The organism is Rhizobium sp. P1_E6 (genome assembly GCF_056405875.1).
Map to the genome: position 1 here is coordinate 1 of NZ_JBFUBG010000121.1, position 14,852 is coordinate 14,852.

Below are 14,852 nucleotides of genomic sequence, written 5' to 3' on the forward strand. Positions count from 1 at the left end.
CACAAGGCCACTTGCTTCCAGCATCTGCAGATGCTGGAGGACCGAAGGCAGTGCCATTGAGAGTGGCTCGGCCAGCTCTTTCACGGAAGCAGGCCCTTTGCAGAGCCGGTCCACCATGCTGCGCCGGGCGGGGTCCGCCAGCGCCTGAAACATCAAATCGAGGGCATGCGATTGGTTAGGCATATACCTAACTATAGATGAACCAGGGCGAGAGTCAATAAATAGTTTGGCAAATACCTAACTATCCGAAATCGAGGAAAATACAGTTGATGTGCTTCGAGCTGCGGTCCTTCAAAACGGCTTCGCAGCGCGGGGGTTAAGCGCGCTGCGAACGGGCGATTGCCGTTGAATGGATTCGGACAAGAGGGGTCGTACGAAACACGTCAAACGCCCGGACGGTCGGGGGATCCGTCTTCCATTCAATAGTTAGATTATACTTAAAAAAGGCCTTAAATTCGCACCTGAGAATGCCCACCGATTTTTAGGGTATCAGCGGCGCATGAAAGCCTCGAAGGCCGCGCGCGCTTCAGCAGTTTTCAGGCGGGCGGCGAAATGACGGGCCTCTTCATCGATGCGGGCGATGACCTCTTCCCGCGGGCCGCGAACGAGGTGGCGGGCGATGTTCAACGCTTCCGGTGGTTTGGCGGCAAGCTTTGCGGCTGCGGCTAGCGCCTGCTTTTCAAGCTCTTCCGGGCTCGTCACCTTCCAGATGAGACCGGCTTGCCTCGCATCATCGGCCGTAAAGGCCTCTCCGGCGACGAGCATGGCAAAGGCGCGCTGGTGCCCCATGATACGCGGAGCGATCAGGCTGGAACCCGCCTCAGGCACCAGTGCCAGATCGACGAAGGGTGTGCGGAATTGGCTGCGGTCGGAGGCGATCGTCAGGTCGCAATGCAGGTTGAGCGTCGTGCCGATGCCGATTGCAAGACCGTCGACTCCAGAGACGAGAGGCTTTTCGGCATTGACGAGAGCATAGAGGAAATCGATCAACTCCTCTCCGATGTTGCCGCCCATGGCCGTGGCGAGAAAATCGCCGATGTCGTTGCCGGCCGAAAAGCAGCCTTCCGTGCCGAGGAAGACCGTCACCCTGATCCCGGCATCGCTATTTGCGGCATTCAGGGCATCCGTCATTTTGCGATACATGTCGCGGGTAAAGGCATTCTTCTTTTCCGGCCGATTGAAGCGGATGATCTGGACGGCCGGATGTTCGGCGGATCGCTCGATGATAATGGGATCGCTCATTTTCAGCTCCTCAGACAAGGACGGCGCGGGCCGCAGCAAGGCTCTCGGCGCCATTGACGATGCGATCTTTCAACGCCGCCGTTTCGGACAACAGGTTTTCAGCGGCAAAGCGGCAGAGCACGATGCGGCCCTCGCCTGCTTCATCCGCCGTGCGAGCAAGGCCGCCCTTGGCGAGATAGCAGCCGGTCAGGGCGAGGCCGAAGAGACGCTGATAGGGAGTTGCACCCGACAGGGCCTCGGCCGATTTGCCTTCGGCGAGGCTGGATAGCAGCCAATCTGTCGCCACCTCCAGATCTGCAAGCGCGGATTCCAACCTGTCGGCCGTCGTGCCGAAACCGTCGAGGTTTGAACTGCGGACAGCCTCGGCGATCGCCTTGAGTTCGGCAATGAAATCCTTGACCTGCTCCCCACCCGACAAGGGTAACTTGCGGGTGACGAGATCGATGGCCTGAATGCCGTTCGTGCCTTCATAGATCGGAGCAATGCGGGCATCACGCAGATAGCGAGCGGCACCCGTCTCCTCAATGAAGCCCATGCCGCCATGGACCTGGATGCCGAGGGATGCAACATCGACGCCGGCATCCGTCGCGAAGGACTTGGCGACCGGCGTCAGGAGAGCGGCGCGCTCCTGCCAGTGTCCGCGTCGCCCGGTGGCGCGATGGGCCATGTCGATCGCGTGGGCGCAGGCATAGGCGATGGCGCGCGAGCCTTGCGTCAGTGCCTTCATGGTCAGCAGCATGCGGGCGACATCGGGGTGCTCGATGATCGGGCTCATGCCCGATCCGCTCCAGCCCGGCGCCTTGCCCTGCGTGCGCTCCTTTGCATAGGCAAGAGCCTTCTGCGTCGCTGCCTCGCAGATCGCGACACCCTGCATACCCACGGCGAGGCGGGCATTGTTCATCATCGTGAACATGCAGGCGAGGCCCTTGTTCTCCTCGCCGATCAGCCAGCCGACAGCGCCTTTCTCCTCGCCGAATTTTCCGTCGCCGTAGATCATGGTGCAGGTAGGCGAACCGTGAATGCCGAGCTTATGCTCCAGCGAATGGCAGTAGAGATCGTTGCGAGCACCGAGCGAGCCGTCGTCATGGATCAGGAATTTCGGCACGAGGAAGAGCGAAATGCCGCGCGTGCCATCAGGGGCATCCGGCAGGCGGGCGAGAACGAGATGGATGATGTTGTCGGCCGCGTCGTGCTCACCCCAGGTGATGAATATCTTCTGGCCGAAGATGCGGTAGCTGCCATCGTCGCGGCGTTCGGCCCTAGCCCTCAGCACGCCAAGATCGGAACCGGCATGCGGTTCCGTCAAGTTCATGGTGCCGGTCCATTCGCCTGACACCATCCGCGCCAGGTATTTCTCCTTGAGAGCGGCGCTGCCGTGAACGTTCAGCGCTTCGATGGCCCCCATGGTCAGCGTCGGGCATAGGGCAAAGGCCATGGAGCCGGAATTCCACATTTCCAGCGTTGCGACATTCAGCATATGCGGCAGCGCCTGCCCGCCGAATTCCTCCGGCGCGGTCAGACCGTTCCAGCCGCCGGCAGCCCAGTTGCGGTAGAGATCGCGCCAGCCGTCCGGCGTTTTCACCTCACCATTGGAAAGGCGGGCGCCCTGACGGTCGCCGGTGTCGGCGAGAGGTGCAACTTCCTCCGTGGCAAATCGTCCCGCCTCGGCAAGGATGGCATCGACGAGATCCTCGCCGAGATCGCCCATAAGGCCGCTGTCGATCGCTTCTGCCATGCCGGCGACATGCTTCAGCGTGAATGCGATTTCCTCGACAGGCGCCTTATACATCCTATTTTCCTCCGCATTCAGCCCGCGTGCGGCAAAGCCGGTCCGCAAGCGCCTCCACCCTGAGAGCTAATTGATTTTTACGTAAACGTCAATTTGGTTTCGGTCGATAACCATGATCGAGAGCGCCTTTTCGCTTGTGCACTTGCACAAACAAACGTCATGGAGAATCTCTAAGCGTGTCGCGATCTTTCAGATCCGCTGTCACGCTTTAGGCCTTTGTTTTGACGCGACATGCTTTAGTAGGATTGATCGCTTTCGCGAGAGGATCGGCAGTAATGGATACCTTGCCCGTCAACATACCCGGCCTTGTATGGGCCTATCGTTTCTCGCCGGAAAGCAAAAAGGCCGTGCGGCTGCAAAACAGCGCGACGGCCACGGAGCTGACCGCGGACGACGGTTTCTATTGGCTGCATCTCAACCTCGCCGATGCCCGCGTACCCGCCCTGCTCGACACGCTCGGCGTGATGGATGACGCCAAGTCGGCGCTGACCACGCGCGACACCCACGCGATCCTGACCGTCGATGAACAGATGCTCTACGGCACGCTGGTGGACTGCCAGCGCGAATTCGACCAGGACACGGCCGATCTCGGCTGGCTGCATTTCGCCATCTCCGACCGTTTTATCATCACCACGCGCCTGCAGCCGCTGAGAAGCGTGGAGCGGACACGCGTGATGATCGAGAAGAATGCGGGCAAGTTCACCCGTCCCGTCGACCTCTTCGAGCTGCTTGTGACCGAGTTCCAGCGGACGCTGATTTCCGTCGTCATGGAGCTCACCGAAGAGCTCAACCTGATCGAGGATTTCGTCTACGACAACGCCCCGCGTGACGAACGCCGCAGGCTTGCTCCCGTCCGCCGCACGATCGTGCGTCTGCACCGCCACCTTCGCACGGTCCTCGCGCTGATGCGGCGAGCGGCAGCCTCCGACGAAGACGAAATGCCCTTCGGCTTCGACGATATTGCCGGACGACTGACGAGCCGGCTGGAAACAGTCGACCACGATGTCTATGCGCTGCAGGACCGGGCAAGACTGCTTCACGAAGAAATCGACTCCAAGCTCTCCTCGGAGACGAACCGCCACCTTTACATCCTGTCGATCATGACGGCCTTCCTGTTGCCGCCGACACTGGTGACCGGCTTCTTCGGCATGAACACGGCGAACCTGCCCTTCGCCGTCGGAGACTACGGTACGGAATATGCCGTGGGGCTCATCCTCGCCTCCATCGCTTTGGCGTGGTGGCTCTTGAAGCGGGTGGATATTCTCTGAACGAAAACGCCCGGCTCGAAGGCCGAGCGTTCTGACTCGATCGCTGGTTTCGCCTCAATAGTAGGGCGAATAGCACTGCTGTCGTGGGCCGTTATAGGGTTGGAACGTATTGTCGTAGACCCTGTAGGAACGGTAGCGGTTTTCGCACCAGCCGACATGGCTCGGATTGATGCTCGAGGGAGCCGGTGCGGGCGCGTAGTAGCGCGGCTGAGCGGCGATGGCACCGCCGATGACCGCACCGGCACCGAAGGCTGCCAGCGGATACCAGTAGCCGTTATAGTGGCGATAACCCGGACGATAATAGGAATAGCCGCGATAGCCGCCGTACCAGCCGGAGCGATAGGCTGGACGGTAGCCAGGATAGTAGCCTGGGCGATAACCGGGACGATAACCAGACCGATAACCGGGACGATAGTAACGGCGGTATTGGACGTTTTCGACAGGCGAAGATTTTTCCACCTGCGGGGCGGCGGGCATCTGAATTGCCTGCGACGGCACGAAGCTCGTCACAACGACGGCGGCGGCCATAACCGCAGTCGCAACCTTCTTACTCAGCCCAAACATTCGTATCTCCGATCAAGAGCGAAAAAAGCCTGCTCGATAACGGATAAAATGGGAAACTGTTCCCAAAAGACCCGAAAACGGCATCTACGCTCTATTTTTACCGAAGGCGAAATGAACCGGACATTAACCGGTCATGAACGCTCTCAGGCAACGACCGAGAGCTTTGCCTGATCGCCCTGCAGCCGGTTGACCATGAAGTTCGAATACCATTCGAGGAACTGCATGACGCCGCCTTCGTGGACCGAAGAATAGGGACCGGGCTCGTAGGCCGGCGAGCGGATGCCGAAGGCGTTTTCTTCGACGATGCGGCGGTCCTGATCGTTGGTCTCGGTCCAGACGTGGGTCAATTCCTCAAGGTTATAGTCGACGCCTTCGACCGCATCCTTATGGACAATCCATTTTGTCGTCACCGCCGTCTCGTTGGCGCTGAGCGGCAGCACGCGGAAGGAGATGGCGTGGTCACCAAGCAGATGATTCCAGGTCGTCGGATAGTGGAAGAGCAGCATGGTGCCGATGTGGCCGATCTTCACGTCGTCGGAGAGCGGACGCTTGACGGCGGGTCTGCCGGACATGGTGTAGCTCTCGGCGTCCTCGATCAGCGGCATGCGGGCGGTGCGGAACTGTCCGTCCGGCGAAATCTGGAACTTGCTCGGCAGACCGGCTGCTTCACAGCGCGCCCAATGGCCGGCAATCTCCGGATCGTCGGCACCGCCATCCGTGCCGGTCACGCTCGGCGCTTCCGGATAGGTGCGGCAGAGCTCGGGGTGGTTTGCGGCGCAGTGATAGCACTCGCGGTTATTCTCCCAGACGAGCTTCCAGTTGCCCTTCTCGATGATGGTGCTCTGGAAGGCGATCTTGGCCTCACCGATGTGGTGGGGTGCCATATAGGGCTCGATCTTGTCGCGCACGGCCTGGAAGTCCGGCGCGACATTGGCGAGGCAGATGAAGACGTAACCGGAGACGATTTCGCAATGGACCGGTTTCAGCCCAAAGCCGCTCTTGTCGAAATCATCGCCCATGTGGCGCGCGAAGGCGAGCTTGCCGTCGAGATCGTAGGTCCACTGGTGATAGGGGCAGACAAGACGAACCGAAGAGCCGTGCTCCTTGGTGCAGACGCGCGAGCCGCGATGGCGACAGCTGTTGTGGAAGGCACGAACAATGTTGTCGCGTCCCCGCACGATGACGACAGGATACTCGCCGATCTGGACGGTGAAGTAGGCGCCCGGTTTTGGCAGCTCGCAATCATGGCCAACGAAAAGCCAATCGCGATAGTAGATCATCTCCATATCCAGACGGAAATAATCCTCGTCGGTATAGAAGGGCTGTTCGAGGCTGAAACCCTCGCGGCGGCTCTTGAGCTGGCGCAAAACGTTGCTGCGAATATCCATCTGCCTATCCTCGTGCATGCGGCTGCCACCCTGTTGAAGCACGGCAGCGGAAGCGCGCCGGCTTCCTTCTCCCTCCGGAGAACTGGTCATGGCGTCATTTAATCACCGAGCATGCCAGCCGCTTGGTTGTAAAGCGACATCGGCTTCGAAATTGACGACAGGGAGCCGACGATCCCCGAAATCATTCCATTCCGCCTTGATCATCGTCAATTGCGACATTGCGCGGGGCCTGGCTGCGAGCAAATCCAATGCAGCAGGCTACCCATATCCTATTTGCGACACTCCTTGATGAAGCCTGCCCCGGTTCAGTCGCCACCCACCGATTTTAACAGGGCGTTAAACATGAAATCCTATCCTTGCAGATGACCGACACAGCGGAAGACTGCGAAAGCCATGGCCAAACTCCGATATTTCGACACGCGAGACGAGACCAAGCCCCCCGAGCCGCGGCTTTTCGCCAAACATTCGGAATTCCTGCGCACCGGCCGCATCAGCCGCCGCCGCGAGGATTGGCTGCCGGAAGAGCGTCGTTATCTCACCCATGAGGAGGTCGCTGAAAAGACTGCACGCAAGCTGCAGGTTGCCGGTGAAAAAACCCACCAGAATATCAACGGCTTCCACCGCGCGATCCAGTTTCCGAAGTTGATCTTCCACCGGACGCTGGCCGACAGCCCGCATCTTGGCTACTGCCACGTTACGGCCGCGCGCACCAAATTCGCCCGCTACAACGAAGTGGCCTGGGCCTTCTACATTGCCAATTTCTATTCCGACATCGGCGACAACGACAATTTCTTCGACAATATCGCGGTACAGAATTCCCGCATGTATTTCGCCGTGGCGGTCAAGCCGGGAGAAAGCACGCCGGAGAAGATGGTGGTCGACCGCTCCGTGCGTGGCAACGGCCTGCTCTTCCGCACCAACGATCCGCAGATCGCCATCCGCAACATCCTCCTGCTCGGCGCCCGCAACGAACAGCTTCGCCAGATCATCCGCCAGCTGTAGGTCCACCCGTTCTGGGCGGGATTGATCGCGCCGCAAGGAAGGCCTAATGACTGCCGCAGTAAAACCGGGCAGGACATGGCACGAATAATCGACATCAAGGCAGACAGGCAGGTAGCACTCGAAGCCGGCTGCGCGGCACTTGCCGAAGGTTTTGCGATCGCCGTTCCCACCGAGACCGTCTACGGCCTTGCCGCCGACGCCACCAATCCGGCCGCCATAACCCGCATCTACGAGACCAAGGGCCGACCGCGCTTCAATCCGCTGATCTGCCACATGGCGGATCTTGCTATGGCAGAAGCCTATGCGGAATTCGATCCGATCTCACGCGCGCTCGCAGAAGTCTTCTGGCCTGGCCCGCTGACGCTGGTGCTGCCGTTGAAGACCGGCACCGCGATCCATGCGCTGGCGACCGCAGGCCTCGACAGCGTCGGCATCCGCATACCGAAGGGCTTTACGGGCGAATTGATCGGCGCCTTCGGCCGGCCGCTCGCCGCCCCCAGCGCCAACACGTCCGGCAAGGTGAGCGCCACGAGTGCCGCCCATGTCGAGGCCGATCTTGGAGCGAAGATACCGCTGATCCTTGATGCCGGAGCGAGCGCGGTCGGCGTGGAATCGACGATCGTGAAGGTCGAGAATGGCGAACTGCGGCTGCTCCGGCCGGGCGGTCTGCCAGCCAGGGAGATCGAACGGGTGGCTGGCAAGCGGCTATTGCGTTCGAAAAAGGCGGCCGCCGTGATCGAAGCGCCAGGCATGCTTGCCTCGCACTATGCGCCGGGCGCAGCCGTCCGGCTCGAGGCCACGGCTCTTTACCCCGGCGAAGCGTTGATTGCCTTCGGGCCGAACGAGGTTGCAGGCGCCGAGCATGCGGCGATGGCGCTGAACCTCAGCCCGCACGGCGATCTGGCCGAAGCGGCCGCCAATCTTTTCGACTACATGAAAAAGGCCGATTCCAGCGGTGCGGCCGTGATCGCCTTCTCGCCAATTCCCGACGAAGGGCTTGGAGAAGCAATCAACGACAGACTGCGGCGCGCGGCAGCACCGCGCGAGTGACGAAGAAGGCCAATAACCAAGGACATGGCTCCATGAACAGCACAAATATTTCTCAAGACATAATCGAGCGGTTCACTGCCATCGTCGGCGAGAAATATGCGCTGCGCAGCGAGGCCGATCTGGCACCGCACCTCGTTGAAAACCGCGGCCTCTATCACGGCTCCTCCCCTCTCCTGCTGAAGCCCAGCTCGGTCGAGGAAGTTTCCGCGATCATGAAGCTTGCAACCGAGACCGGCACGGCCATCGTACCGCAGACCGGCAATACCGGCCTCGTTGGCGGGCAGACGCCGCGCGAGGGCAAGGCCGACGTCATCCTCTCGCTCGAACGCATGAACAAGATCCGCGACGTCGATCCGATCGCGAACGTGCTGGTGGCCGATGGCGGCGCGATCCTCGCCGAGGTGCAGAAGGCCGCCGAGGCGCATGGCCGCCTGTTTCCGCTGTCGCTCGGCTCCGAAGGCTCCTGCCGCATCGGCGGCAACCTTTCCACCAATGCCGGCGGCACGGCGGTTCTTGCCTATGGCAACATGCGCCAACTCTGCCTCGGTCTCGAAGTCGTGCTGCCGACGGGCGAGATCTGGGACGGGCTTCGCCGTCTGAAGAAGGACAATACGGGCTATGACCTGCGCGATCTCTTCATCGGCGCGGAAGGCACGCTCGGTATCATCACCGGCGCAGTGCTGAAGCTCTTCCCACAGCCGCTCGGCCATCAGGTTGCCTTTGCCGGGCTTTCTTCAGTGGAGGATGCGCTCGCCTTTTTCAACCTCGCTTCCAGCCTCTGCGGCGCCTCGCTCACCGGCTTCGAGCTGATGCCGCGCTTCGGCGTCGAGATCACCGCGCGCAATATCGACGGCGTACGCGATCCGCTGGAAACGCCGCATGACTGGTACGTCCTGGTCGATATCTCCACCTCCGATTCCGCCGAAACGGCCGAGCGGATGATGAATGCCGTGCTGGAGCAGGGTTTCGAAGCAGGCCTCGTGCAGGATGCGGCGATCGCCTCCTCCGTCGCGCAGCAAAAGGCACTCTGGCACATGCGCGAGAGCATGTCGGAAGCCCAGAAGCCGGAGGGCGGTTCAATCAAGCACGATGTTTCCGTGCCGGTTTCGAAGATCCCGCACTTCATGAACGAGGCCGGCGAGGCGGTGATGGCAGCGATGCCCGGCGCACGCATCTGCGCCTTCGGCCATATGGGCGACGGCAACATCCACTACAATATCTCCCAGCCCGTAGGTGCCGACAAGGATGCCTTCATTGCCCGCTGGCACGAGATGAACCATATCGTCCACGGGCTGGTGCTCGCCCATGGCGGTTCGATCTCCGCCGAGCATGGCATTGGTCAGTTGAAACGGGACGAGCTGGCATCGATCCGGCCGGGAATAGAGATCGAATTGATGCGCCGCATCAAGCGCGCCTTCGATCCGGCAGGCATCATGAACCCGGACAAAGTCGTGAGCCTCGAGGACTGAGGCTCACGCCGTCATCAGAGCAGCTATGCCGCCTGGCCGGTGCCGCCGGTCAGGAGTTGGAGTGCCGGCGACTGCTGTGTGTTGTTCTTGATGTCGTACATGGCCGTGAAGCGCTTGATGAGCTTGTCGACCTTCTTCGGATCCTGCAGATCTTCCAGCTTCACGAAGCGATTTAGCAGATCTACCTGCTTGTCCACGTTCATCGCCGAAATCTGCTGCGGCAGGCTAAAGGTCGTCTGAACGACCTGATAGAGCGCCTTGTCGCCGAGAATCTGGTAGATCGACGTGATGTCACCGGCCTTACGCTTGAAGTAAAGTGCCAGGCGAACGCCATCATTGCTTTCGCCCTGCTGGTTTTCCAAGGTCTGCTGCACATACATCTGCTGCGTATTGGCTTCGGCCTGCTTGTCCTGGATCGTGCCCAACTTGGCGCGGGTCAGATTGCCGTCCTTGTCGAAGTTGAAGGAAGCAACGATCTCCTTGAAGCGCTCGTCGGCCTTGGTGTTGAGATAGCTCTTCTTGTCATCGGGATCGGACGTGAAGATCTTCTTCAGCGTATCCTTGTCGTAGTTCTTCGGATCGAGACCGTTCGCTTTCAGCACGAGATCCGTCAGTCGCTTGTCGGCCAGGAAATCGTCGAGCGACGTTACGGTTGGTATGGTCTTGCCGAAATAATCGACTTCCTTGGTGGCATCCTTGGAAGCGCGGTCCTTTGCGGGACCGTCTTTCATGAGCATGGTCGCATGCGACTTATAATCGGTCGCATATTTCGCCAACGTGGCAGCGGAGAGAGCCGACAGGGGTTCGGCAGCCTTACCGTCAGCACCGAAGTTGAACGCGCGCACCATCTTGGTGATGCGGTCATCCTTGAAGGATGCGACATATCCCTTCGGATCATACGGGTCGCTGGCGAGCAGCTTGCGCATGGTGGAACGCGAGATGTCGTTCGTCGTCAGGCCGTAAGCCTGCAACGCCATCTGATAAAGATCCGGATAGGAGTTGTTGCCGAGAAGCGTATCGGCGGTGGTGTTGGTCTTCATGAAATCATTGATGCTCTTTACGCCATCGGCGTCGTCCATTCGCGATTTGTAGTTCGCGATGATGCGGTCAATGAGATCGTTGCCCTGGTTGTTGACGCGGGAAGTATAGTTGTCCGAGGTATTCGTCGTCTGTTCGCCGGTTTGGGCGGATGTTGAGGTCGGCAGCGATCCATCAGCGCGGAAATTGAAAGCAGCGTTGAGATCGCTCTGGCCCACGGACGCGGCATGGGCCGGATCGGTGAGGATATTCTTCAATTCGGCGTCGGTAGTGTCGTAGCTCAGACCGTAAGCCATCTTTAAATAGTCTGTCAGAGATGAATCGGCGAGCAACTGATCGACGTCGTTGACGTCGCCCATCCGGTCCACAATACTTTCCTCCCTGATGGAAGCGGCCGAATTCACGGAGGCCATCTGCGCAGACGTCTGTGCCGAACCGGCAGCGACGGTGCCATCCGCCTGAAAATTGAACGCCGCCTTCACATTGGCATAGGGTCCGGTGCCGCTCTGATCGGTGAGAACATTGCGCAGATCGGCATCCGAAACGCTCGTCGGAATGGCGAAGGCATAGCGAATGTAACTGTTGAGCTTCTGGTCACCCAGCAACTGATCGACGCTGGTGATCGAAAGCATCGCGTTCGCGTAATAGGTGGCGGCGTCGCTCCCCTTCTTGTTCATCGCGGCAACCTGATCGGCATTCTGTGACAGGGTGTTTTGGGCAACCGTGCCGTCCTGATGGAAATTGAACAGTTGATAGACGTCGCTGTAGCCCTGGGCAGCCGCGACCGTTGGATCGGTCAGAATGCCGCGAAGCGTGGTGTCGCTGACGTCGTTGCCAATCTGCATACTGGAGCGCAGGAGGCTCACCGCTCTGTCGTCGGCGAGGAATACATCGACCGCCGCGGTCGCGCCGTTGTTGGAAAGCTCGCTGAGCTTGACCTGATAATACGAAGAGTTGTTAGCGACGAGCTGATTGATGCCCTGAAGCTGGAGAGTATTTTGGGCGCCGACAATGGAACCATTCGGCTGCGTCTGGAAGGTGACCGAACCATCCGCGTTGAAATTGAAGGCGTCATGGATGTTCTTATGGCCTGCGGTATCGGCATAGGCGGAATCCGTCAGGATGTTCTTCAGTTCGGCGTTGCTGAAATCCTGACCGAGGCCGTAAGCATCCTTGATATAGGAGGTCAGCATTTTGTCGGACAGCAGTTCGTCGACATTGTCGATCGGGCTGACACCACCCGGCGGCATCATCATGTTCGAGAAGTAGCTCGAGACGTTCGACGCGGCAGTCACGATGCCCGTCAACTGATCATAGGACTGCGCGCGCTCCGTCGGAGAGACCGTACCGTCGGACTTGAAATTGAAGGCCTTGTAGGCGTTTCCCAGATCGACCGAACGGGCATAGGAAGGATCAGTCAGAACGTTGCGCAGCTGCGTAAAACCCGGATCCATGCCGAATGCGGCGCGAACGTAATCTGCAAGCCGCTTGTCGTTGACCAATTGATCGACATTGGTGATCGTGCCGATCTTGGACAGATAGTAGCTCTTGTTGAGATCTGACATCGCCTGGCTGGTATAGTACACATCACTCGCCGTACCGTCGCGGTCGACAATCTGCGTCGCGGTCTTGATGTTATACTGTTCGATGACGTTGTTCTTCTGTGTCGCGGTCTGGGCGACGCCGCCGACTGCGGGAGCGCGGAACGCGTAGAGCGACGCGACGCTCTGGGTCTGATCGGAATTCTGTGCAGAACCGTTGACCGAGCCATCGGCGTTGAAGCTGAAATAGGAACGCAGTTCCTTGTATTTGTCGCCGACATAGTTGAGCGACGGATCGGGATTGCTGAAGGGCACGTCGCCGCCGAGAGTGGCCGGATCGCTTGTCAGCACCATCTTGATGAAAGCGTCATCGGCCGTTGCCGGATCAATGCCGACCGACTGCAGCGCAACCGTGCGCAGACGGGGATCGGCGAGGAGATCGTCGACCGACTGCACCGAACCGATATTGTCCCGGAAATACTGTGCATCGCCATTATCGGGCTTGAAGCTGAACTGCTGTGCGAGCGCATAGAGCTTGTCGCCTACATATGTCTTGGTCGGATCGACGGGTGGTGCGTCCGGGTTGGTCGGGTCCGGCGCATTGCCGGCAAGCTTGCTGATGTCGGTGGTCAGGACACCAGCAATATAGTCCTTCGACATGTAGGTCGGGTCGATGCCGACGCTCTTGAGTGCGTAATTCAGGAGACGGGGATTGCTGACGAAGTCCTGGACGGTTTTCACGCCGTCCATCTGCTTGCTGTAATATGTCGTCTCAGTGGCGGTCTGCTGTGCCGCGTCGGCAAAGGACTGCTTGTAAAGGCCGATCAAATCGTCTTCCTGCGCGTCCGTCTGAATATCCTTGGGCGGCGCATTGAAATTGAAGGCGGCGGCGAATTGCCTGTAACGCGTATCGGAGAGCTTGTTGGCGAAGCTGTTCGCATCTGTGAGATCGCTCTGCAGGACCTTCTTCATGAAGGCCTTGGCATAGGTCATGTCGTCGAGGCCGTAGGCTTTCATGGCGTAGCTATAGAGCTTGTAGTCGCCAAGGAAGTCGTCGACGTCCTTCACCTTATTGATATTATCGACGTAGTACTGGGCATCTTTCTTGACCTGCGCCTGATTGGCGACGCGGTCCAGACTCTTGGGCATATCGCGAGACAGGATGACATATGCGAGGGATGCCGTGATCATAAGCGCGCCCTTTTCAGCAAAATCTTTAAAGAATGACAGACTACTGGCGGGAGTATTTTGCCATGCAAAGCTTACCTGAGGCTTACCTAAGGCTGTCCCGCTTTGATACGGCCCCACATTCACCTTCCGGAAACCCTGCCATATTCACTTTTGCTAACCATTCCCGGAGGCAGGATTTCCTTAACCGCGATTTTTAAGCTGTACGGAACGGGGGGGCGCCTATTGTCGGCCATAGAGGACGAAAAGTCCCGAGGAGAAGACCGGAAACCGGCTCTCAGGTAAGACAAGGGTAGAAATGAAATGAAGAATACCGTTCTGAAGCCCGTCTGGGCTGGCACGACATTGCGTCTTGATCCGTCTCGCTTTCCGCAGCAGGTAAGCTATGCCATCCACGACCATGCCGGTGACGTCAGCATAACGATAGACGAACGCGGCGCGGTCCTGCGCAAGATTCTCCCCTCCAGCGGCCTTCCGCTCTCCATCGCCTTGCCGCGGCGCGTTTTCAAAGGCGTTGCGGCCCGCGCCATCGACCACGGCAACGGAGACGTCACCGTGACGCTCGAATTGCATCACGAAGATCCGGAACTCTGCATTCCGCTGCTCGTCGCCCATGATCTCGGCGATATCGCCGCCGACTGGCGCAGCTGGTCGGAAGCCTTCGGCATTCCCATGCTGATGGTGGAAGCCGACGGCGTCGCCAGGCCGCTCGAAGAGCATCTCGGCGGCCTGCGCACGAGCGAAATGAAGCCGCGCCGTCGTCATTCCTATTTCGCAAACCGTCGCCCGCGCTTCCTCGTGCGTCGCACGACCGGCAAGCTCGGCGTCATCATGAAGATCGAAGGCAAGGAAATCATTGCCCGCAACTGAGCGCTACGCTCAGAACCTCTCTAAGACCCGGCCTTTGCGCCGGGTTTTTCGTTTGCGCTCAGGGAATGGCGAAAAGCAGCGAGACGAACAGGCCGAGAAAGATGATCAATCCGACGCGGGTGTTCGACTTGAAGAGTGCAAGGCACTGGGCGCCATCGTTGATATCGAGCTTCCTGATCTGCCATGCAAACATCCCGGCGGCGATCAACAGACCGACGAAAGCCAGAAGGCCAACGCCCGCAAGTACGAAGGACAGGAACATCAGCACCAGGGTCAGCCCATAGAGGCCGACAAGCGCCAGACGCGTACGCTCGCCGAACAGGCGCGCGGTGGAGCGAACGCCGATCAGCTCGTCATCCTCCTTGTCCTGATGGGCATAGATCGTGTCGTAGCCGATCGTCCAGACGACCGACGCGAGGTAAAGCAGGAAGGCAGAGAAGGAG

12 protein-coding genes are annotated in these 14,852 nt (G+C 59.4%); 5 read left to right on the plus strand and 7 right to left on the minus strand.

The genetic code is table 11. From position 1 onward, the window contains the following. The 3 genes from AC1D35_RS31970 to AC1D35_RS31980 all read right to left on the minus strand — a co-directional run. Positions 1-183, minus strand: a 183-nt coding sequence (locus AC1D35_RS31970) for an ArsR/SmtB family transcription factor (RefSeq protein ID WP_477941871.1), incomplete at its 3' end; no start/stop codon positions are given. Between the two features lie 306 nt (positions 184-489). Next, positions 490-1,242 (minus strand): crotonase/enoyl-CoA hydratase family protein, encoded by a 753-nt coding sequence (locus tag AC1D35_RS31975; protein WP_113310716.1) that lies wholly within the window; start codon positions 1,240-1,242, stop codon positions 490-492. A 10-nt stretch (positions 1,243-1,252) separates the two neighbouring features. Beyond that, the gene (locus AC1D35_RS31980) at positions 1,253-3,031 is read right to left on the minus strand and encodes an acyl-CoA dehydrogenase family protein (protein ID WP_113310715.1); all 1,779 of its coding nucleotides are present in this window, start codon (positions 3,029-3,031) and stop codon (positions 1,253-1,255) included. A 275-nt stretch (positions 3,032-3,306) separates the two neighbouring features. On the opposite strand from AC1D35_RS31980, the gene AC1D35_RS31985 reads away from it, so the two are divergent. Then, a complete protein-coding gene (locus AC1D35_RS31985; protein ID WP_113297232.1) occupies positions 3,307-4,299 on the plus strand; it encodes a transporter in 993 nt (330 codons plus the stop codon). A gap of 54 nt (positions 4,300-4,353) precedes the next feature. Here the strand turns inward: AC1D35_RS31985 and AC1D35_RS31990 are convergent, their stop codons facing one another. Both AC1D35_RS31990 and AC1D35_RS31995 read right to left on the minus strand, forming a co-directional pair. Further along, the gene (locus tag AC1D35_RS31990; protein ID WP_477941874.1) at positions 4,354-4,863 is read right to left on the minus strand and encodes a BA14K family protein; all 510 of its coding nucleotides are present in this window, start codon (positions 4,861-4,863) and stop codon (positions 4,354-4,356) included. A gap of 143 nt (positions 4,864-5,006) precedes the next feature. After that, entirely contained in the window at positions 5,007-6,251 is a 1,245-nt protein-coding gene (locus AC1D35_RS31995) for an aromatic ring-hydroxylating oxygenase subunit alpha (RefSeq protein ID WP_113297234.1), read from the minus strand. 393 nt (positions 6,252-6,644) lie between these two features. On the opposite strand from AC1D35_RS31995, the gene AC1D35_RS32000 reads away from it, so the two are divergent. The 3 genes from AC1D35_RS32000 (at position 6,645) to AC1D35_RS32010 (ending at position 9,772) form a co-directional block, all read left to right on the plus strand. Further along, a complete protein-coding gene (locus AC1D35_RS32000; protein WP_113297235.1) occupies positions 6,645-7,253 on the plus strand; it encodes a DUF6656 family protein in 609 nt (202 codons plus the stop codon). A 75-nt stretch (positions 7,254-7,328) separates the two neighbouring features. Further along, positions 7,329-8,303 carry an L-threonylcarbamoyladenylate synthase gene (locus AC1D35_RS32005; RefSeq protein WP_113310713.1) on the plus strand — a complete coding sequence of 325 codons (975 nt, stop codon included), beginning with the start codon at positions 7,329-7,331 and terminating at the stop codon, positions 8,301-8,303. A 32-nt stretch (positions 8,304-8,335) separates the two neighbouring features. Further along, positions 8,336-9,772, plus strand: a complete 1,437-nt coding sequence (locus AC1D35_RS32010; protein ID WP_115035611.1) for an FAD-binding oxidoreductase — start codon at positions 8,336-8,338, stop codon at positions 9,770-9,772. 23 nt (positions 9,773-9,795) lie between these two features. On the opposite strand, the gene AC1D35_RS32015 is transcribed toward AC1D35_RS32010, so the two are convergent. After that, entirely contained in the window at positions 9,796-13,542 is a 3,747-nt protein-coding gene (locus tag AC1D35_RS32015) for a DUF1217 domain-containing protein (RefSeq protein WP_113310711.1), read from the minus strand. A gap of 300 nt (positions 13,543-13,842) precedes the next feature. Here AC1D35_RS32015 and AC1D35_RS32020 point away from each other — a divergent pair, with 300 nt between their 5' ends. After that, entirely contained in the window at positions 13,843-14,409 is a 567-nt protein-coding gene (locus AC1D35_RS32020) for a DUF6101 family protein (RefSeq protein WP_113297239.1), read from the plus strand. Positions 14,410-14,467: 58 nt separating this feature from the next. Here AC1D35_RS32020 and AC1D35_RS32025 read toward each other — a convergent pair. Next, positions 14,468-14,852, minus strand: a 385-nt coding sequence (locus tag AC1D35_RS32025) for a UbiA family prenyltransferase (protein WP_477941878.1), incomplete at its 5' end; no start/stop codon positions are given.

Excerpts from the sequence above, each read along its gene's own strand:
- AC1D35_RS31975 (WP_113310716.1), bottom strand. The coding sequence starts at position 1,242 with ATGAGCGATCCCATTATCATCGAGCGATCCGCCGAACATCCGGCCGTC.
- AC1D35_RS32000 (WP_113297235.1), top strand. The coding sequence starts at position 6,645 with ATGGCCAAACTCCGATATTTCGACACGCGAGACGAGACCAAGCCCCCC.
- AC1D35_RS31995 (WP_113297234.1), bottom strand. The coding sequence starts at position 6,251 with ATGGATATTCGCAGCAACGTTTTGCGCCAGCTCAAGAGCCGCCGCGAG.
- AC1D35_RS32010 (WP_115035611.1), top strand. The coding sequence starts at position 8,336 with ATGAACAGCACAAATATTTCTCAAGACATAATCGAGCGGTTCACTGCC.
- AC1D35_RS32015 (WP_113310711.1), bottom strand. The coding sequence starts at position 13,542 with ATGATCACGGCATCCCTCGCATATGTCATCCTGTCTCGCGATATGCCC.
- AC1D35_RS32020 (WP_113297239.1), top strand. The coding sequence starts at position 13,843 with ATGAAGAATACCGTTCTGAAGCCCGTCTGGGCTGGCACGACATTGCGT.
- AC1D35_RS31980 (WP_113310715.1), bottom strand. The coding sequence starts at position 3,031 with ATGTATAAGGCGCCTGTCGAGGAAATCGCATTCACGCTGAAGCATGTC.
- AC1D35_RS31985 (WP_113297232.1), top strand. The coding sequence starts at position 3,307 with ATGGATACCTTGCCCGTCAACATACCCGGCCTTGTATGGGCCTATCGT.
- AC1D35_RS31990 (WP_477941874.1), bottom strand. The coding sequence starts at position 4,863 with ATGTTTGGGCTGAGTAAGAAGGTTGCGACTGCGGTTATGGCCGCCGCC.
- AC1D35_RS32005 (WP_113310713.1), top strand. The coding sequence starts at position 7,329 with ATGGCACGAATAATCGACATCAAGGCAGACAGGCAGGTAGCACTCGAA.